Origin of the sequence: Wolbachia endosymbiont (group A) of Beris morrisii, from assembly GCF_964028185.1 — a bacterium.
Lineage (GTDB): Bacteria > Pseudomonadota > Alphaproteobacteria > Rickettsiales > Anaplasmataceae > Wolbachia.
In genome coordinates this window covers 1397808-1415415 of the sequence record NZ_OZ034760.1, presented here as the reverse complement: position 1 = coordinate 1415415, position 17608 = coordinate 1397808, and the positions used below count along the sequence as shown (strand labels likewise).

The following is a 17608-nucleotide window of genomic DNA, read 5'->3' as shown; positions in this document are numbered from 1 at the left end:
TGATGTTATAAAAAATTTTTATGTTTGCAATATCTTTTATAACTGATAAACTACAGTAAAGTTTTCTACTGCCCTAGCTGGCTAGCGTTACGTGCTAAACAATTAACAATTCAAAAATGCTAGACGAAACAACAAAAAATTTGCTTATTGTAGAAGTAAATAAACTCTTACCCGAAAATAGCGAGAATAAGCTTATATCAGCTATGCGTTATATACTCCTTGCTCCTGCAAAACATATACGCTCCTTTTTAGTTGTAGCTTCATCGCGAGTGTTTAACGCGGAAGCTAAAAAAGTAATATCAGTTGCTGCAGCAATTGAATTTGTTCATGCTTATTCTCTAATTCACGATGATTTACCGTGCATGGACAACAGTGATACTCGCAGAAGCCAGCTAAGCTGCCATAAAAAATTTGATGAAGCAACAGCAGTGCTTGCCGGAGATGCACTACTTACTCTGGCTTTTGAGGTATTATCTTCGTTAAATGAGAAACGCTGTGAGATCATAAAAGTGCTCTCTCAAGCAATAGGAATTAGGGGAATGGTGGGAGGACAGGCTTTAGATATTAACAGTGAGCATATAGATTTTAGACCCCAACCCTCTGTCATTCAAGTAGCGGACACTGGGATCCAGAAGGCTTTGCCTACAAGCATTTCGTGCAAAAAGCCATGCGATGGTGGAGCTGAACATGAAATGGATTCCAGTGTCAGCTACTTGCATGACACCCTTTCTACCTTAAAACCACAACATTCGTACAGCTGTATGTATAACGCTGGAATGACGTCGGGCCAAGCTGATAAAATAAAAGAAATTCATTTGATGAAAACCGCAAAATTATTTGCAGCTTCATGCGAAATAGGCGCTATAATAGGGAATGCTACAGACAAGCAACGTAAAGCGTTATATAACTACGGGATAAACCTAGGGCTTATCTTTCAAGCTAAGGATGATATTGAAGACTACGAACAAGATAAAACAAATAATCTAATGTCTGTGCTTGGTAAAAGTGAAGTAGAGGACTATATAGACGGCCTCTTTAAACAAGGCTCGGATAATTTGAGTGCGCTTTCAGGGGATACTAATTATTTATATGATTTATTGAATCAAGTAAAGAAAGATGGTTAGAAAAATTATATTACAAATGCTTATTTCCGTAGTAATGATTCTCACTTTAACTTCTGCTTTTGTGTTTACTATTGTCTATATAAACAAAGGTAAACCGGAAAAAAAGGACAAGCTTTATGAGATAAATGCCACGCATGGTGGCTTGATACAGACGATAGCACATTACCTAGTGAAGCCAATACTTGAATCAGCACTTGACCGCTATATTGAAAAGCATGGGCTAACAGAATATTTAGAAGAAATAACGCAGCAAAAGGAAGAAGATTCAATAAATTTTTATGAAATTACTGAAGGTAATGGCAGTAAGGCTTTCTGTGGCCTGGAAGTCCTACTGCAAATATATAAAATTTCTAATAATAACTTAGCAACACTCCCTAGCAAAGTTTCTGATGTTACTTTGAAAATAGGTCAAGATGACCTAAAAGAAGTGGGTTTAGGGGTGATAGGTATGAAAGAAGGCGGAGAGCGTGTAGTTACTATTGCTAATGATAATAAAATGAATTTTAATTCTTATTACGTCAAACTGATCGAAGTAAAGGATAAATATCCCGACTCAGTAAATAATCTGATGGTTTTTAATGACTTAATTAACAAGACTGGAAAACAAGTAAGGTGCGGTGATGAGATATCGGTTAAATATAGTGTAAAGGAGCATAATGGAGAATATATAGTCAAAGATCAAACAGTGCAATTCAAAGTTGGTAACAAAGAAATACCACTTGCTATAGAGTTTGGTGTTGTGGGAATGAGAGCTGGTAATAAAAGAACTATTCTTTCTCCGCCTGACCTTTTGACTATTACTGACGATATGTTAATAAAAGACATAGATTATGATGAAGAAAATATCTCAATAATTGACTTAAGATTAGATGTTAAGCAAGAGGTCGCAACACACCATTCTACTGTTGAAAAACAGCCTAAAGAATATAGCTGAAATTTTAGGTCTACTGGCTGATCTTCTGAACACTCTCTAACTGCTTAAAATAGGCTTCTCGTTTTTCCTAAAGTATAAACTTAGATAAATCAAGCTGCTTCGAAATCGACTCAAGTTTATCTTTTACATACTTGCTGTCTATAATGAATTTTTCGCTATTTTTCTCAGAAGCAATGAAACTTATTTCGTCTAAAAGCTTCTCCATGACAGTGTGAAGCCTTCTTGCGCCTATATTTTCCACTTGCCTATTAACTGTAAACGCTATTTCAGCTATGGTTTTTATACCATCATCAGTGAACTCAAGCGTCACATTTTCTGTTTTCATTAAAGCTATGTACTGCTTTAACAAACTAGATTCTGGTTCCTTTAATATTCTTATTAAATCCTCTTGAGTAAGTGCCTTAAGTTCTACCCTGATCGGTAATCTGCCCTGCAATTCCGGTAAGAGGTCAGATGGTTTAGACTGATGAAAAGCACCAGATGCAATAAATAATATATAGTCTGTTTTTACATGGCCATACTTAGTTGTAACAGTTGTTCCTTCAAGTAGTGGTAACAGATCGCGTTGCACTCCTTCTCTGTTTACTTCACCTTTTATTTCTGTACGCGCTGCAATTTTGTCTATTTCATCCAAAAATACTATACCATCGTTACTAACAAGATCAATGGCTTCTTTGATTATCTTATCTTCATCCATTAGCTTTTCACTTTCTTCATTAATTAATATTTCACGCGCTTCTTTTACCTTCACCGTAATAGTTTTTGTTTTTTTGCTCCCGTTAAACATCTTGCCCATTATTTCTGTTACATTCATCACACCAACTTGCCCACCTGGCATGCCTGGTATATCGAAAGTAGGCAACATACTCTTGCTCTCTCTGACGTTAATGGAAACTTCTCCGTTCTCAAACTCTTTATTTCTTAATCTTTCTCTAAAGATTCTTTTACTCTCTCCGGTTGCATCTTCGCCTACCATAGAGTTTACTATTATTTTCTCAGCTAAATCTAAAGCCTTTTCAGCTAAGGCTTTACAGGCTTTCTCTTTAACTAAAACTATTGCTGCATCAACTAAATCGCGTATTATCGAATCAACGTCACGTCCAACGTACCCTATTTCAGTAAACTTCGTTGCCTCAATTTTTATGAATGGTGCACCGGCAAGTTTTGCTAAGCGACGAGCTATTTCAGTTTTACCAACCCCTGTATGACCGATCATCAATATATTCTTAGGTATGATTTCATCACGCAATGGAAATGGAACCTGATTGCGACGCCAACGATTTCTGAGCGCAATAGCAACAGCACGCTTTGCATCATCCTGTCCGATTATGAATCTGTCCAATTCTTTAACTATCTTCTGTGGTGGCAGGTCATCTAACAAAACTTGAGTACTGTCATTAACTTGAACATCGCTGTCATTTGAATCAAAACCACTCTTAGTATCTTTATAGAGGCCATCTTTTTCATCGTAGGTGTCACTACTACAAGACCGCCCTTCTGAAAGGGTTATAGGCTGATTGGAAAAATTAGTGCACAAAGTTTCTTGTTCAGAAGACATATCACTCCTCTATTTTTTCAATAATTACATTATGATTTGTATAAACACATATATCAGCAGCTATCTTCATAGCCTTTTTCGCAATTTCCTCTATTGATATTCCTTTAATGTCAATTAAAGCTCTTGCTGCAGATAGAGCAAAATTTCCCCCAGAGCCAATAGCTGCGATTCCATCTTCAGGTTCAAGAACATCACCTGTTCCCGTAATTACTAATGAAATAGATTTATCTGCAACGATCATCATAGCTTCTAATTTTCTCAGATATTTATCCATTCTCCAGTCTTTTGCAAGTTCAACACATGCTCTCATTAATTGCCCTGGGTGCTTGTCAAGTTTAGATTCTAGTCTTTCAAAGAGAGTAAATGCATCAGCTGTTGCTCCAGCAAACCCAGCAATTACAGAATCACCAGAGAGACGCCTAACTTTTTTTGCTCCGGATTTTATAACAGTGTGGCACATTGAAACCTGTCCATCACCTATTACTACTACGCTTTTATCTTTTCTAATTGACAGTATAGTAGTTCCATACATTTTATTGTTATCGTGTTGAATCATTTTTCTATCACTTTAAATAAGAATCTCATTATACTTTAATCTTTAGTCAAATTTGCTAAATATGTTTAATTATAGCTTATAATATAATACCTTCCTTATAACATTTAAAGTGCAGATGCAAAACATAATTCACCCAGATTTGGAAAAAAGTATAAATAATTGGTTCGAAGCAAAACTTAACGGCCTTACATTACCATTTTATAGCTCTATAGATCTTAGAAACTCTGGTTACAAAATTGCCCCAGTGGACGCTAATTTATTTCCTGCGGGGTTCAATAACTTAAGTGAAGAATCAAGAACGATGGCAGCAAGATTGATAGAAAGCTACTTTAAAAGACATCAATACAAGAAGGTTCTTATAATACCGGAAAATTATACACGCAATAAAATGTATATAGAAAACGTATTTGTTATAGAGAAAGTACTGCAACTCGCAGGTTTTGAGACTAGAATTGGCCTTTTACATAGTGAAGTATACAATTTAATAGAACAGTATGAAACTGTTGTGAAAGAAAACTCTCTGCTGAAGACAACTTCAGGATTTGTGCCTGATGTTATTATACTGAACCGTGATATGACGAGCCACATTCCAGACACGCTAAAAGACGTAAAGCAAGATATAGTACCAAGCCCACTATACGGTTGGCATAGCAGGCAGAAATTTAAGTATTTTGAAATCTATCAAGAATTAGCGTCCGAGTTTTGTAGCGAATTTAAAATGGACCCATGGCTAATTTCTGTGCTTACAGAGAGCTGTGATGGAGTTGATTTTGATGATGATTCATCACTAAAAACAGTAGCGGCTAAAGTTGACCAAATATTGTCTCTAGTGCAAAAGAAATATGAGGAATATGAAATAAAAACACAACCTTACGTTTTTATCAAAGCAAGCAATGGCACATATGGGATGGGTATTATAACAGCAACAAGTGGTGAAGAAATATTAAACCTCAATAAAAAAAAGCGTCATAAAATGAAAAAGATAAAAGAAGGAATAGCAATCAATAGCGTTATTATACAAGAAGGTGTACCAACCATTGACATATTTAAAAGCAGTTCTGCAGAACCGCTAATATACTATATAGGAGATACTCCAACATGTTACTTATACCGATGTAATAGCAGGAAAGATGTATATTCCAGCTTAAACTCCATTGATTGCGAATTTCATGACGTTAGCAAAATAGTGGAAGAAAAACCTCTAGCACTTTGGAACATAGTTAGTAAATTAGCAGTGCTAGCATTGGCAGTAGAAATAAAATCTTTTCACCTCTAACCCTTACATTCCCACAGCGTTGCCATCGGGCAGATCATTACCATCATTACCGGGCTGAATATGGTTATGGCCAGCATTATTAAGTTCAGTAGAAGGGTCATCGTTGATAGGTTGGCTAAATAGTTTGTCAAGCTGAAGTACTAGGAATACTGCGCTATATATTATGCTAACTGTTACGCTTAAGTTGAAATTATAGATTATACCATTACCTAAGTTTATTGGTATGGTTGCAGTCTCCATTCTTTTTAATATGAAGTTTAACAAACCTAATGACAAAGTTAATGTGCTGATAATAAGGTCCTTCTTACACTCAGCAGATTTTTCAGGATCCTTATTATCTAGGTATTTTCTCCATGAATAATAGTAACTTATAGGTTCCGAAATAAACAGAAATAGGATCGTTGATGTTAAGTGAATGTGACTTATTACGTCTGCATTACCCCTAGTAAAAAAATGGATGACTTTCAACATCATCAATGCTTCTATGATGCTGCTTGCAAGACTAGCCGATTTACCCACAACTTTTGCCAGCTCTTTTTTACTCTCAGGGTTTCTGTAATCCTTAATTAGATCCTGTAGAGTAAATGCAGAATGGGCAATATATAGAATAGATGTCGGAAACTTTATTAGTCGAGCAACATCCCGTATAAGAAAGATATTGGATCTATTATTGTCAATGAACTCGCAGCAAAATTGCAGTGAAATCTTACACAATAGGGCTGTTAAACCTGTTGTGATGCAGATTACCTTCCTGAAATCATGATTATAAGCATCATGTACCCTTTGTGTGAACGTGCTCGATTTCTTTTTTAGCTTGCTTGGCATAAAATAGTTAATAAAACAATAACTTTCTTTTATTCTATCACATAAAAGCCTTAAAGAAAAGTCCTATAAATCAGGACTTTAAGGGTGATTTATGCACAAATCAGCCAAGCATTTAATAAACAAGGGATCGATACTGAGAGTTGGCACGCGAAAGTAATATCCATCCTTGATAATTGCTTTATATTCTACATCAAGTTCCACAAGTGTTTCTGAATGCTCAGAAACAAAAGATATAGGTGATAAAACTACAGGTACACCATCAGCTTTTGCACGTGATAGCTCACTTTCAGTGCTTGGCTCTAGCCATTTTACAGGACCAATCTTACTCTGATAACATATTGACCAATCTAAGTTATTGATAGCTAACTTTTCTACTATTAACTCTACGCTTCTTTCTACCTGTGAAGCGTAAGGGTCGCCTTTTTTAATAATACTAAGAGGTAAGCTATGGGCTGAAAATAGGACTCTTGGCTTATCGATTCTGCTGGCTAATTTGTAATGCTTAGCTATTAAATTAGCGTGAGCTTCAATAAAGTCTTCGTTATTATAATAATGGTGAATTATTTTTATATTGCACTTTAGACCATGGTTTTTAGCATTTTTTTGCCAATTTTCGATGGATGACAGAGTTGTGGTAGTTGAATATTGTGGATACAGTGGCAGTAGAATTACTTCGTCAGGATCAAACTGTTTTACACTTTTAATAACTTCGTCAGCAAATGGATGCCAATAGCGCATGCAAATGAATACCTTGTATACATGGTTTCTATCTTCATTTAATTTTAGTTCTAAAGCATTAACTTGTGCTTTCGTATTATTCAAAATCGGCGATTTACCTCCAATTTCTTCGTATATTTTTCGTGCAGTATTTTCTCGTTTCGCAGATATAAACTTTGCTAAAAGAAACCGAAAAGGGTTTGGTAGACTGATTATTCTCCTGTCATAAAAAAGATTGAATAAAAAAGGACGGACCGCATTCAGTGAATCAGGTCCACCAAGATTAAATAAGATAACTGCCTTTTTCATTTGGTCTTTTGCAAATAATTGTTAAAACTGCAAGATTACTTTTTGCCGTCGTTCCAGCGCATGATGCACAACAACATTGTGATTTGAGGGCTATTTCTACTAAGATGGTGTCATCCCAGTGCTCCGACACTGGGATCCAGGATTTTACTAAATTGGTAAGTATAAAAGTGTTATGTGAAAACAACGTCCTCGATGAAATTGTGTGAAAGTGCTGTATTCCAGACTGGAATGACAAAATAGAATACACTTAAATAACAGAAAAGAGGCACATTCAGGCTCCGCAACAAGTTGCTTTTGGGGTGCCTATAAACTCAGCTATAGGCTCATCAAATTTAGTTATAGGCACTAAATTTCTCACACTTGCATACAATAAATGACCAGATCTTCGCACATTACTCTTGGTAGATGCAAAGCTTTTATCAAAAACCGCGTCAACACAAAAACTTGGCACGGCTTCAAGAAGTTCAACAGCAGCTAAAGATAGCATTATACAACTTTGCAGGACCTTCAGAAGAATCTTGAGGGAAACTTTAACGAAAAGAGAGGTGCTACTTGTTTCATCCAGTGGTTGCCCTGAGTTAGGCGAATTATACTCGATGTGTTTTCTATTTTGATCAAAAATAGGAAATTTTATAGTATCCTTCTTAAATTCCGCGTCTATTTCTTTTCTACTATGGTTGATGATTTTTTCCATTAACTCCTCACGCAGATGAAAAGTTCTCACAACAAAACATGTAGCAACCATCAACGTAGCGCATATAAGTGCACATTGTATAAGACTCATACTGCCTAGCATAGCTGGCAGTGCAAAACAAACAAGCGGTGCTATGATTGTCATTTCAAGAAATGGAATAGTGTTTCTTTTTATCGCAAAGGCAGCGCCTTTTTTTAATTCTGTATTATGATGTGAGCTATATTCCAAATAACTTAAAAAGGCCAAATTAAAAGTTAAAAATCCTTTTATTCCACAAAAAATTGATGACTTAAGATTATTTGCTAGTTTTTTACGACAGTAGCCCATGCAATACCTCCTTGATGATTTATTCTTGACTATAAATAAAAAACCTCTTTGATGAAACAAAAATTTGCAATAAAATGAATCTATAAATATACAATCTTATATAAGGAAATAATATGACAATTGAGAAGACACTTTCGATATTAAAACCTGATGCAGTAAAAAATAATATTACAGGCAAGATAAATTCATATATTGAAAGCTCTGGGCTAAAAATTATAGCACAAAGAATGATGTTATTGACGAAAAAACAAGCAGAGCTATTTTATGAAATTCATAAAGACAGGCCTTTTTTTGGGAAATTAGTAGAATTTATGACTTCTAGTCCTGTGATAATTCAAGTTTTAGTTGGTGAAAATGCAGTAAGTAAATACAGACAAATCATGGGAGCTACCGATCCAAAGCAGGCAGATAAAGGTACAATCAGAGGTGATTTTGCTGATGATATTAGTGAAAATAGAGTACACGGTTCGGATAGTCTAGAAAATGCTCGTAAGGAAATAGCTTTCTTTTTTGCTGAATGTGAGTTGGTGTAGTTAATTCAACTCAGATTTTTCTATATATAACTAAATTTTCTGGATCCTATGTCGTGACCGTTCAGACAATGGCGTCAACTTAAGGGAAAATATCAGTGATTGTGTGTAAAATTTCTCTCTAAATTTTTTATCATTAAATTATCCAAAGAGTGCAAGAAACAGCACTTTTGTTTCTATTTTATTTCAACAAAAAAGTTTAAAATGTGTCCTTTTTAGACGAGACGTGCAGAAAGGAAAAAATCTTATTTTACAAATTAAAAATACAATATACTCAAAAACTTTTCAGAAAATCCATAGGAGGGTTTGCTAATGAAGGCTCTTAAGTTGACGCCATTGGCTGAACGGTTATGCTCAATTTAGAAAATCTTAAATCGCCAAAATTTCTCTTGGCCTTTACTAATTCCGATTCTCGGAGTGCACACATAATCCGGGTTGAGGTGAGATTCATAAACACAAAATTTGTGGCTTATAGTAAGGTCTAGTTTGTTGTGTTCTTTTGTAATATTTAATCTTTTACACAATATCCCTGGCCCACCTAAATTCGCCTCAAGCGGTTCAATGAGCTTTAATCCCCGTATTAACACTGCTGCTGGGAACCCTTCTGCTTCTGTTACAATATTTAGACAATAGTACATCCCATATATAAAATATACGTACGAAAACCCCGGCATACCAAACATTACTGAGGTTCGATTAGTATAGCCTCTTGCTGCATGACAAGCTGGGTCACTCATTCCTATATAGGCTTCAACTTCGGTTATTATTCCACTAAAGTTAGAAAATTTGAGGACTTTTCCCAATAACTCTCCAGCTACAGTTAAGGTCGGCCGCTCGTAGAAATTTCTTGGCAGTATTACATTGCTCATTATAAGAGTATAAGTTACTTGCAGATGCAAGCAACTTATACTGAATTTTCACTACTTTACCTATTGTGAGCAGCAGAAGCTTGATGTTTTCGCGTTATGCTCACATCTGTTGCACTTGTGAAGATTGTGGCAAAACTTTTACTACTTCAGAGCCTTGTTGTAATTGTGTTTGTGGCAATTGTGATACTAACGCTTCATGTAAAGGCTTTGCTTCATATTGCCTTCCTATTTTTAGATTATTTGCAGCCAATTGCTCTTTAGTAACACCGTTACTCTCAATAAGTTCTACGGAGCCATTATCATAAATGTTAATTTTAATATTACATTCCTTTCCTTCAACATGCCACTTCAGAGTCATCTCATATGACCCATTTGCCACTTCGTAAATTTTTGTTCCATGTTCGTCAATTCGGAGACGTATCCCTCTTTTTTCGCTTGGAGGTAGTAACAATGTAAATGCTTTTACGTTATATTGTTTGCACACATCACTATTTAAAAATTTAGCTATATTTATCCCTTCTTGTATATTGTCTAGCATAACTCTTGCAGTAAGTTCAGGCTTACCTGGCTTTCTACCTGTTCTAAGATTTACTGCTTTATAGTGAGGAAAATGTTTCTTTACTTCACTAATAACTTCGTCAAGAACTTTGCCTACAACATACTTACCCCTATGCTCATTTTGTCCTTCTTTGTCAGTTTTAGCAGCAGAAAAGAATTTACGTCTTGTTTCTTCATCATCAAGATCTATAACTTTACTACAGTCACGTGTATCTTTGGTACCTGTAAACGGCCTCTCGCCTGGTGCAAGTTTGGGCGCATTATCAGGAAGTCCTTTTTCCACTGCATAAGAATCATCACTTACACTTTGATCAGGAGAAGTTTCAATTGTTGATCTAGGTACATTTTTAGTATCCGAAATTGGATTATTATCAGAAGGACTGATATTTAAATTAGAAGAAGTTCCAATCAAAGATACAGTTTCAGTGCTATTAGTTAACATATATGTCTCCATTATTCTTAATATATAAATGTTAGCATATAGATATCATGCCGATTAATCAATATAAATTATGATGTTTAATGTTGAAAGCTCAAATACTCCTTTGCTTGGTCGGTTAGAACGCGTCCTCTTGGTGTACGCTTTACAAAACTAATTTTGATTAAATAAGGTTCTACTGTTTCTTCAATATTGCCAACATCCTCAGATAGTGCAATAGATATAGTGTCAATTCCAACAGGTCCTGAGGTGTTGAATAAAAATCTTAGATAATGCATATCAAGTTTATTAAGTCCCATTTTATCTACACCCAATTTTAGCAATACAGAATCGGCGACTTCATAAGTGATTTTTTTATCATCTTTCACTTCAACAAAATCCCTTATTCTTCTGAGTAACCTCAAAGCAATTCTTGGAGTGCCGCGCGCACGGCAGGCAATTTCCCGCGCGGCACCCTCTTCAATTTCAGCAGAAAGAACTCTTGCGCCTCTTTTTATAATATCGACTAGCTCCTCAAAAGAATAAAACTCAAGATGCAAAGGAATGCCAAAACGATCTCTGAGTGGCGCAGAAAGTAATCCAAGCCGTGTAGTTGCTCCGATTAGCGTAAATGGTGGTAGATCTATCCTTAAAGTGCGAGTAGATGGACCTTCACCTACTAATATGTCCAAGCAAAAATCTTCCATAGCAGTATATAAAACTTCTTCGATGCTGCGATTTAATCTATGGATTTCGTCGATAAATAGAACATCTTTTGCATTTAAAGTGGTAAGCACTGCAGCCAAGTCCCCAGCTTTACTAAGTAAAGGACCAGAAGTTGCGCGAAAGCTGACCCTTAACTCTTTAGAGACAATTTGCGCTAAAGTTGTTTTGCCAAGTCCTGGAGGACCATATAATAAAACGTGATCTAAAGCTTCAGTTCTCGTCTTTGCAGCATTTATAAACACTTTTAAATTTTGTATTAAGTCTTTTTGTCCGACAAAATCATCAAGTTGTTCAGGTCTGATGTTGATATTGCGTGCATCTTCAGTATATTCTTTATCGCACGATATTGATTTCATAATGTTGAGAGCTCCTTAAGCGCTATGCGAATAATATCCTTAGTATCCAGATTTGGCGATTCGTCTTGTATTTTTTTTATCGTATCATAAGCTTTCATTTTTTCATACCCAAGATTGATCAATGCTGAAAGGGCATCTTCATTGATTGGATGAAAATTGTTGTTATTTATTTCTAATTTACTCACTTTGCCACTTAATTCAGTGATGATTCGATTTATGAGTTTCAGGCCAAGGCCACTCATCTTGAGTGCTACTTTATCTTCATTCATAATTGCCAAAAATAGCTGTTCTGGAGTTAATTTACTCAAAATTGACATTGCAGTTTTATAGCTAACGCCGCTTACTTTAACTAGCAATCTCAAGCACTGTTGTTCTTCTTTGCTTATAAAACCATATAGCTGAGTAGTGTTTTCTCTGTTATTTGCATGGGTTTCGATAAGTAATTTGATTCTACTTCCAATTGCACAAGCACTTAAAGTTTTGGCTGAAAGATACACCATATAGCCAACATCATTCACATTCAGGATTATGTGATCGCTGCGCACTTCATCAACTATTCCGCTTAGATTTCCTATCATTTTTAACACTATATAGAGTTCAGTTTAAATACTCCTGGATCTTAGGTCAAGCAAACGAACATTATAACAGAGAGCCAAGTAGCTCATAGAAACGAAAAACTTCCTTGACACATTTTGCCAACATTTGCCGCTTCAAGTCTGTCTGCTATGACTTTCATATACTGATAATCATTATACTCACACCCCGGCACCACCGTTTGAAAGCACAGTTCAATGAATTTTAGAAAGTTTATTTTGTCCATGATATAATGTTGAAAGATGTCATCCCAGTGCCCTCTTCTTGTCATCCCAGTGCTTGGCACTGGGATCCAGAAGACTTAATTTCAACCAAGTGGCTGCATAATAAAGGCTGGATTCCAGTGCCAAGCACTGGAATGACAGCAATCTACGTCATACCGTCACGGTATTTCTTAGCCGCTAACAAGTAGCGGGATACTTAACCATCATCTACACCGTCATACCGCCGCGGTATCTCTTAGCCGCTAACAAGTAGCGGTATGATGATTGTCAGCTTCCCCTGTCATCCCAGTAGCTCCTTCGGTGTCATCCCAGTGCCCTCTTCTTGTCATCCCAGTGCTTGACACTGGGATCCAGAAGACTTAATTTCAACCAAGTGGCTGCATAATAAAGGCTGGATTCCAGTGCCAAGCACTGGAATGACAGCAATCTACGTCATACCGTCACGGTATCTCTTAGCCGCTAACAAGTAGCGGTATGATGATTGTCAGCTTCCCCTGTCATCCCAGTAGCTCCTTCGGTGTCATTCCAGTAGCTCCTTCGGTGTCATCCCAGTGCCCTCTTCTTGTCATCCCAGTGCTTGACACTGGGATCCAGAAGACTTAATTTCAACCAAGTGGCTGCATAATAAAGGCTGGATCCCAGTGTCAGCTACTTGGATGACACCATTTGTTGTGTTTAACAAAGTTCGTACTTAGCTTCATGTTAGCTATAAATATTTAAGAAATTTACCAAACGAAAAAAAAGGCAAGAGAAGCCCCGTGGTTATTATCCGCTTTAAAATATTGGCGTTTTTTATGTTTTAAACGCTTGACAAGCGAAATTCAGCTGCTTTTAATTGCAACTAACTTACGCTGCAAATGTTTAAGAAATTTACTAAGCAGAAAAAAAGACAAAGAATCCCCGAGTTAGCTAGTCTTTTACTATCTCTGTCGAGTATTGGCATTTTTTGATGTCTTGTAACGCTTTATAAGCGCGTTCAGCTTATTTAGATAAAAATCTAGATGTAGATGAAGTTTTGTAAAGACATACAGTATCTATATACTGCAAAAAATTGAACATAAGACGCCGATACATTAAGTAATCCTTACCTTTTAATCTGCAGATTGGCGAAAGCAAATACAATAGCTTCACTATCATGATAAGAGGGCTGGCGAAGTTTGTCAAGGAATTTTTATGGCCTAGCGTTACGCGCTGGAATGACACCGGATCGGCTTTGTTGCATAGCAACCGAAAAAATCTGGTGGCTACTGACAAAATTCATTATAAATAACCATTTAACTGTTGAAGAAAAAATATGCCACAGAAAATGAAAGTCAGTAACCAAAACGAATATAACAAATTCCTTGAAAAAAGGGGAAATATTTTTCGTTACATCGATGAAGCTATCGAAAATTGGTATGAAAATAGTCCAAAAATGCAGGGCGGCAACTATATTTACAGTGATAAAGTCGTAATTTTGGTGCATATAATTGTCAATCTTTTTAGAATTGGTTTAAGACAAACGGTGGGGTTTATAAAAGGATATCTGCAACAAATAGGAAAAAAATTGGCAGTTATCAGCTATTCACAAGCATCAAGAAGGTTTAAAAAACTTAATATTAAGATAAATGATTGCAGGGTTGATAAAAGCAACATGGAAAATATTGAAATTATCATAGATAGCACAAGTATCAGCATTTACAGTAACACTCCTGGCCACAGTAAGGAAAACAGTGCAGATAGAAAGTACCGAAGCTACGAGCAAGTAAGAAAGTTACATGTTATGTTAAGTGTGAATAGTAAAAAAGCTATAGCTGCAAGATACAGTAATGGCGTCTACTCTGACCACTATGGAGCTTGCGATTTGCTTGAAGAAGTTAATTTTCAGCACAAAATTATATGCAGATAGGGCATACGATAGGCACAAACTTTATAAATTGTGTAAGAAATACGATATAAAGACAAAAGTTCTACCAAAAAAGGATGCAGCAGAACATTCAAAAATAGATTATATGTCTGACAGAAATGCTGCTATTAGGTTAATAAAATTATATGGACAAGATGGTGTAAAAGAGTGGAAAAAGGAAGCAATTTATGGAAAGAGATCTTACATAGAAGGATTTTTCTCAAGGTTGAAGCAAGTATTTGGATTTAGCTTTAGGAATAAATCTGAAGTAAATCGTGAAAAAGAATTACTAATTAAGTGCTATTTGCTCAACAAATTCACTGATATTGGTATGGCTAAATTTGAAATCATTACATAAATTTGTCGTAAACCATCACTGCTTAAGGTGCTATGCAACAAAGCCCACTGGGATCCAGGAAAAAGAATGGTGTCATGAAAGTAGCTGACACTGATTTCCATCCAAAAGGGTGTCATCCCAGTGTCTGGGCACTGGGATGACAAAAAAAGGAGCACTGGGATGACATCATCCTTTTTTTGGGATTACAGTGTCAGCTACTTGCATCTGCAAACTGCAATGTTCGTACAGATGTAGGTGCTAAGTTTTACAAACACCATGTTGTGCTAAACCTTGAATATCCACTTCTTTCAATTCAGTGGTAGGCTTTGTTGATATTGCGTATGTAACGCCACTAGCTATCAAAGCAGATACTACAAAAGTTGCAATTGTTAATAGAACTGGTAATTGGAAAGCTATACTAAAGATAGCACCTACTGCTAACATAGTTACAAGATTCACGGAAGCAACTTTTAAGAAACACATTTGTCTTTTTCCCGTTTTTTCTAGTGACACTTCATCTGTTTTAGTTTTTGTTGTACCCTTAAGTGTTGTGTTTTCATTCTCTAGACTTTTTATTTCTTGTCTTAGTGATTCATTCTCTTTATTGAATTGTTTCAACTTAGTCTCATGTCCAGCTATACAACTTTTTGATTCTTCTAGTTCCTTTTGCGTTTTTTCTAACAACGCTTCTGCTTTAGAATACTGACTTTCTGTTTTGTCTAATTTATCCTTAAGCTTTGTGTTTTCATTTCCTAGCTTTTGTATTTTTTGTTTTAGTGATTCATTCTCTTCGTCGAGTTTATTAAGTGCTTCCAGCCTAGCCTCATGTCCAGCTACGTCATTCTTTAGTTCTGCTAGTACTTTGTGCGCTTTTCCTAGTGACACTTCATTTGTTTTAGTTTTTGTTTTTTCTAATTCACTATTAAGCGTTGCATTTTTACTTTCTAGATCTTGTATTTTTTGTTTTAGTGATTGATTCTCTTCGTTGAGTTTATTAAGTGCTTCCAGCCTAGCCTCATGTCCAGCTACGTCATCCTTTAGTTCTGCTAGTACTTTGTGCGCTTTTCCTAGTGACACTTCACTTGTTTTAGTTTTTGTTTTTTCTAATTCACTATTAAGCGTTGCTTTTTCACTTTCTAGATCTTGTATTTTTCGTTTTAGTGATTGATTCTCTTCCTTTAGTTGAGCACGTAATTCTTTTGACTTAACTTTACTTTTTTTAACCTTTTCTGCTTCTTCTGGAGTTTCCGTTGCGTTGTGTGTTTTGGAATGGGAAGAAGTACTAGATACAACCTCAGATGGCTGATCACACATACTGTTTAGTCTATCTATTACTAGGCCTTCATCCTTTATCAATGAGCGATCTGCTCCATATTTTATCAAAAGTTTTGCTAATTCTTTATTGTCATTTGCAACAGCAAAATATAAAGGGGTATGTCCATCTTTATCTTGTGCATTAACATTTGCTCCACTTTCTACTAGATATTCTGTAATTTCTACATAACCATATGCAGTAGCATAATGTAAAGGGGTCAGTCCATCTTTATCCTGTACATCAACTTTTGCTCCACGTTCTACCAAACATTTCACTGATTCTTCATTGTTGTTTGCAGCAGCACGATGTAAAAGAGTCAATCCATTTTCATCTTGTGCATAAATGTTTTCTCCATCTTCTAATATAGATTGGCTTAAAGCTTCAGATTCATCTGCATCAAAATATATTCCACTCTCGTCACTACTACTTTTATTTAAAAAGGTCTGTTCACCATTATATGTAGCACCGTATTGTTCCGAATGTTGATTATGACCGGGTTGTTCTATGCGCTTCCAATTATTGGCAAATCGTTGTTCTGCCTCTTGCAACTTTTGCTTCACAGCATCTCTTTCTCTTATAGCCTGTTCTCTTTCTAATGTATCATCTACTTTGTCTGTATTGTTTTCATTAATGATTGAGTTTGAAGAAGTCTGTTCATCCTCATCTTGTACGTAGATTTTTCTGTTGTTTGGTGTAATTCTACTATTCTCTTCCTGATGTTTTGCACCCCATGCTTGCACTGCAGCAGTTACGTTATTTCCGTTCACAGCTAAATTTCCTGGAGTTTTATTATTAGGCTGCAGTAAAGTGCCTTGTCTATAAGTTTGTCTTCTCGTACCAGCACAACGTTGTTCTTCTTTCTCTAACGTTTTTATTATAGCCTTTTTACCTTCTACATCGCCGACAATATCCCTTGGAGTTCGGCCTTGACTATCTTCTAGTGAAGGATTTGCGCCATTGTTCAATAAAAGCTGAACTATCTCTTGATGACCATGCAAAGCAGCAATGTGCAAAGCAGTTAATTGAGACTTAGCTCCATCAAGTTCATATATTGGTTCATTAACTTTTACTTCCTTTGCTAGTAGGAGTTTTACTATTGGTACACTGTTACATTCCACAGCAAGATGTACCAACATATAATTTACAATTTTGTCTGACTCTAACACACTGAATATCTTATCTATCTTCAAATTGTTACAAGTGCTATATACTTTTGAGTCTGCATCTTTTAGCTTACTCCCTATTCTTTCAAGTAAATTATTCTCATTTAAACCTTCACTCTTGCTTACCTCATTTATTATTTCAAAAAACTTTTCCTTTTCTATTGCCATAACCTTTCCTCTCAATTTATTTATTATTGCTGAACAGTCTCACAAAAAAGTTAAGTTTGTCGAAATTCCATGTTTGATCTAAAAATTAGTCATAAACATTTTCTATGCAAGTAGCTGACACTGGTTCACTCTATAATGGTGTCAC

General features: G+C 35.8%; 20 protein-coding genes. 10 read left to right on the top strand and 10 right to left on the bottom strand.

What is annotated here, in order from left to right; genetic code table 11:
- Positions 1 to 116 precede the first annotated feature (116 nt).
- Both ABWU69_RS08090 and ABWU69_RS07525 read left to right on the top strand, forming a co-directional pair.
- Positions 117 to 1124 carry a polyprenyl synthetase family protein gene (locus ABWU69_RS08090; protein ID WP_265034693.1) on the top strand — a complete coding sequence of 336 codons (1008 nt, stop codon included), beginning with the start codon at positions 117 to 119 and terminating at the stop codon, positions 1122 to 1124.
- Positions 1117 to 2058 carry an FKBP-type peptidyl-prolyl cis-trans isomerase gene (locus ABWU69_RS07525; RefSeq protein WP_265026238.1) on the top strand — a complete coding sequence of 314 codons (942 nt, stop codon included), beginning with the start codon at positions 1117 to 1119 and terminating at the stop codon, positions 2056 to 2058. The genes ABWU69_RS08090 and ABWU69_RS07525 overlap by 8 nt, the downstream gene beginning before the upstream one ends.
- A gap of 67 nt (positions 2059 to 2125) precedes the next feature.
- Here the strand turns inward: ABWU69_RS07525 and hslU are convergent, their stop codons facing one another.
- Together hslU and hslV are read right to left on the bottom strand one after the other, a co-directional pair.
- Complete coding sequence (gene hslU / locus ABWU69_RS07520; protein WP_265034692.1) at positions 2126 to 3616, bottom strand: ATP-dependent protease ATPase subunit HslU; 1491 nt, start codon at positions 3614 to 3616, stop codon at positions 2126 to 2128.
- 1 nt (position 3617) lies between these two features.
- On the bottom strand, positions 3618 to 4172 hold the full coding sequence (hslV, locus tag ABWU69_RS07515) for an ATP-dependent protease subunit HslV (RefSeq protein WP_265026236.1): 555 nt from the start codon (positions 4170 to 4172) through the stop codon (positions 3618 to 3620).
- Positions 4173 to 4287: 115 nt separating this feature from the next.
- Here hslV and gshA point away from each other — a divergent pair, with 115 nt between their 5' ends.
- On the top strand, positions 4288 to 5448 hold the full coding sequence (gshA, locus tag ABWU69_RS07510; RefSeq protein WP_265034691.1) for a glutamate--cysteine ligase: 1161 nt from the start codon (positions 4288 to 4290) through the stop codon (positions 5446 to 5448).
- Between the two features lie 3 nt (positions 5449 to 5451).
- Here gshA and ABWU69_RS07505 read toward each other — a convergent pair whose 3' ends face one another.
- Both ABWU69_RS07505 and hemH read right to left on the bottom strand, forming a co-directional pair.
- Positions 5452 to 6273, bottom strand: coding sequence for a hypothetical protein (locus tag ABWU69_RS07505; RefSeq protein ID WP_265034690.1), 822 nt, complete (start codon positions 6271 to 6273; stop codon positions 5452 to 5454).
- A 78-nt stretch (positions 6274 to 6351) separates the two neighbouring features.
- Positions 6352 to 7299 carry a ferrochelatase gene (gene hemH, locus ABWU69_RS07500; protein WP_265034689.1) on the bottom strand — a complete coding sequence of 316 codons (948 nt, stop codon included), beginning with the start codon at positions 7297 to 7299 and terminating at the stop codon, positions 6352 to 6354.
- Between the two features lie 8 nt (positions 7300 to 7307).
- Here hemH and ABWU69_RS07495 point away from each other — a divergent pair, with 8 nt between their 5' ends.
- Positions 7308 to 7505 (top strand): hypothetical protein, encoded by a 198-nt coding sequence (locus ABWU69_RS07495; RefSeq protein ID WP_265026233.1) that lies wholly within the window; start codon positions 7308 to 7310, stop codon positions 7503 to 7505.
- 65 nt (positions 7506 to 7570) lie between these two features.
- On the opposite strand, the gene ABWU69_RS07490 is transcribed toward ABWU69_RS07495, so the two are convergent.
- Positions 7571 to 8320, bottom strand: a complete 750-nt coding sequence (locus tag ABWU69_RS07490) for a hypothetical protein (RefSeq protein WP_265034688.1) — start codon at positions 8318 to 8320, stop codon at positions 7571 to 7573.
- Between the two features lie 113 nt (positions 8321 to 8433).
- On the opposite strand from ABWU69_RS07490, the gene ndk reads away from it, so the two are divergent.
- Positions 8434 to 8853 carry a nucleoside-diphosphate kinase gene (gene ndk, locus ABWU69_RS07485; protein ID WP_265034687.1) on the top strand — a complete coding sequence of 140 codons (420 nt, stop codon included), beginning with the start codon at positions 8434 to 8436 and terminating at the stop codon, positions 8851 to 8853.
- 356 nt (positions 8854 to 9209) lie between these two features.
- On the opposite strand, the gene ABWU69_RS07480 is transcribed toward ndk, so the two are convergent.
- The 4 genes from ABWU69_RS07480 to ruvA all read right to left on the bottom strand — a co-directional run bounded on the left by ABWU69_RS07480 (position 9210) and on the right by ruvA (position 12355).
- Entirely contained in the window at positions 9210 to 9719 is a 510-nt protein-coding gene (locus ABWU69_RS07480; RefSeq protein WP_265026230.1) for a DNA-3-methyladenine glycosylase, read from the bottom strand.
- Positions 9720 to 9819: 100 nt separating this feature from the next.
- Positions 9820 to 10719, bottom strand: coding sequence for a hypothetical protein (locus ABWU69_RS07475; RefSeq protein WP_265034686.1), 900 nt, complete (start codon positions 10717 to 10719; stop codon positions 9820 to 9822).
- A 77-nt stretch (positions 10720 to 10796) separates the two neighbouring features.
- Positions 10797 to 11777, bottom strand: coding sequence for a Holliday junction branch migration DNA helicase RuvB (gene ruvB / locus ABWU69_RS07470; protein WP_265026228.1), 981 nt, complete (start codon positions 11775 to 11777; stop codon positions 10797 to 10799).
- A complete protein-coding gene (gene ruvA, locus ABWU69_RS07465; RefSeq protein ID WP_265034685.1) occupies positions 11774 to 12355 on the bottom strand; it encodes a Holliday junction branch migration protein RuvA in 582 nt (193 codons plus the stop codon). The genes ruvB and ruvA overlap by 4 nt, the downstream gene beginning before the upstream one ends.
- A gap of 248 nt (positions 12356 to 12603) precedes the next feature.
- Between ruvA and ABWU69_RS07460 the strand changes: the two genes are divergently transcribed.
- The 5 genes from ABWU69_RS07460 to ABWU69_RS07430 all read left to right on the top strand — a co-directional run bounded on the left by ABWU69_RS07460 (position 12604) and on the right by ABWU69_RS07430 (position 14838).
- Complete coding sequence (locus ABWU69_RS07460) at positions 12604 to 12783, top strand: WPE palindromic element domain-containing protein (RefSeq protein ID WP_265034684.1); 180 nt, start codon at positions 12604 to 12606, stop codon at positions 12781 to 12783.
- A 286-nt stretch (positions 12784 to 13069) separates the two neighbouring features.
- Complete coding sequence (locus ABWU69_RS07450) at positions 13070 to 13198, top strand: hypothetical protein (RefSeq protein WP_265034683.1); 129 nt, start codon at positions 13070 to 13072, stop codon at positions 13196 to 13198.
- Positions 13199 to 13752: 554 nt separating this feature from the next.
- On the top strand, positions 13753 to 13905 hold the full coding sequence (locus ABWU69_RS07440; protein ID WP_265026224.1) for a hypothetical protein: 153 nt from the start codon (positions 13753 to 13755) through the stop codon (positions 13903 to 13905).
- The gene (locus tag ABWU69_RS07435) at positions 13890 to 14483 is read left to right on the top strand and encodes a transposase (protein ID WP_353284976.1); all 594 of its coding nucleotides are present in this window, start codon (positions 13890 to 13892) and stop codon (positions 14481 to 14483) included. The genes ABWU69_RS07440 and ABWU69_RS07435 overlap by 16 nt, the downstream gene beginning before the upstream one ends.
- Positions 14425 to 14838, top strand: coding sequence for a transposase (locus ABWU69_RS07430; protein ID WP_353284975.1), 414 nt, complete (start codon positions 14425 to 14427; stop codon positions 14836 to 14838). Before ABWU69_RS07435 ends, ABWU69_RS07430 begins: the two co-directional genes overlap by 59 nt.
- A 237-nt stretch (positions 14839 to 15075) precedes the next feature.
- Here the strand turns inward: ABWU69_RS07430 and ABWU69_RS07425 are convergent, their stop codons facing one another.
- Positions 15076 to 17463: an ankyrin repeat domain-containing protein gene (locus ABWU69_RS07425; protein ID WP_265034942.1), complete on the bottom strand. Its 2388-nt coding sequence runs from the start codon at positions 17461 to 17463 to the stop codon at positions 15076 to 15078.
- Positions 17464 to 17608 lie beyond the last annotated feature (145 nt).

Excerpts from the sequence above, each read along its gene's own strand:
- ABWU69_RS08090 (WP_265034693.1), top strand. The coding sequence starts at position 117 with ATGCTAGACGAAACAACAAAAAATTTGCTTATTGTAGAAGTAAATAAA.
- ABWU69_RS07525 (WP_265026238.1), top strand. The coding sequence starts at position 1,117 with ATGGTTAGAAAAATTATATTACAAATGCTTATTTCCGTAGTAATGATT.
- hslU (WP_265034692.1), bottom strand. The coding sequence starts at position 3,616 with ATGTCTTCTGAACAAGAAACTTTGTGCACTAATTTTTCCAATCAGCCT.
- hslV (WP_265026236.1), bottom strand. The coding sequence starts at position 4,172 with ATGATTCAACACGATAACAATAAAATGTATGGAACTACTATACTGTCA.
- gshA (WP_265034691.1), top strand. The coding sequence starts at position 4,288 with ATGCAAAACATAATTCACCCAGATTTGGAAAAAAGTATAAATAATTGG.
- ABWU69_RS07505 (WP_265034690.1), bottom strand. The coding sequence starts at position 6,273 with ATGCCAAGCAAGCTAAAAAAGAAATCGAGCACGTTCACACAAAGGGTA.
- hemH (WP_265034689.1), bottom strand. The coding sequence starts at position 7,299 with ATGAAAAAGGCAGTTATCTTATTTAATCTTGGTGGACCTGATTCACTG.
- ABWU69_RS07490 (WP_265034688.1), bottom strand. The coding sequence starts at position 8,320 with ATGGGCTACTGTCGTAAAAAACTAGCAAATAATCTTAAGTCATCAATT.
- ndk (WP_265034687.1), top strand. The coding sequence starts at position 8,434 with ATGACAATTGAGAAGACACTTTCGATATTAAAACCTGATGCAGTAAAA.
- ABWU69_RS07480 (WP_265026230.1), bottom strand. The coding sequence starts at position 9,719 with ATGAGCAATGTAATACTGCCAAGAAATTTCTACGAGCGGCCGACCTTA.
- ABWU69_RS07475 (WP_265034686.1), bottom strand. The coding sequence starts at position 10,719 with ATGTTAACTAATAGCACTGAAACTGTATCTTTGATTGGAACTTCTTCT.
- ruvB (WP_265026228.1), bottom strand. The coding sequence starts at position 11,777 with ATGAAATCAATATCGTGCGATAAAGAATATACTGAAGATGCACGCAAT.
- ruvA (WP_265034685.1), bottom strand. The coding sequence starts at position 12,355 with ATGATAGGAAATCTAAGCGGAATAGTTGATGAAGTGCGCAGCGATCAC.
- ABWU69_RS07460 (WP_265034684.1), top strand. The coding sequence starts at position 12,604 with ATGTTGAAAGATGTCATCCCAGTGCCCTCTTCTTGTCATCCCAGTGCT.
- ABWU69_RS07450 (WP_265034683.1), top strand. The coding sequence starts at position 13,070 with ATGATGATTGTCAGCTTCCCCTGTCATCCCAGTAGCTCCTTCGGTGTC.
- ABWU69_RS07435 (WP_353284976.1), top strand. The coding sequence starts at position 13,890 with ATGCCACAGAAAATGAAAGTCAGTAACCAAAACGAATATAACAAATTC.
- ABWU69_RS07430 (WP_353284975.1), top strand. The coding sequence starts at position 14,425 with ATGGAGCTTGCGATTTGCTTGAAGAAGTTAATTTTCAGCACAAAATTA.
- ABWU69_RS07425 (WP_265034942.1), bottom strand. The coding sequence starts at position 17,463 with ATGGCAATAGAAAAGGAAAAGTTTTTTGAAATAATAAATGAGGTAAGC.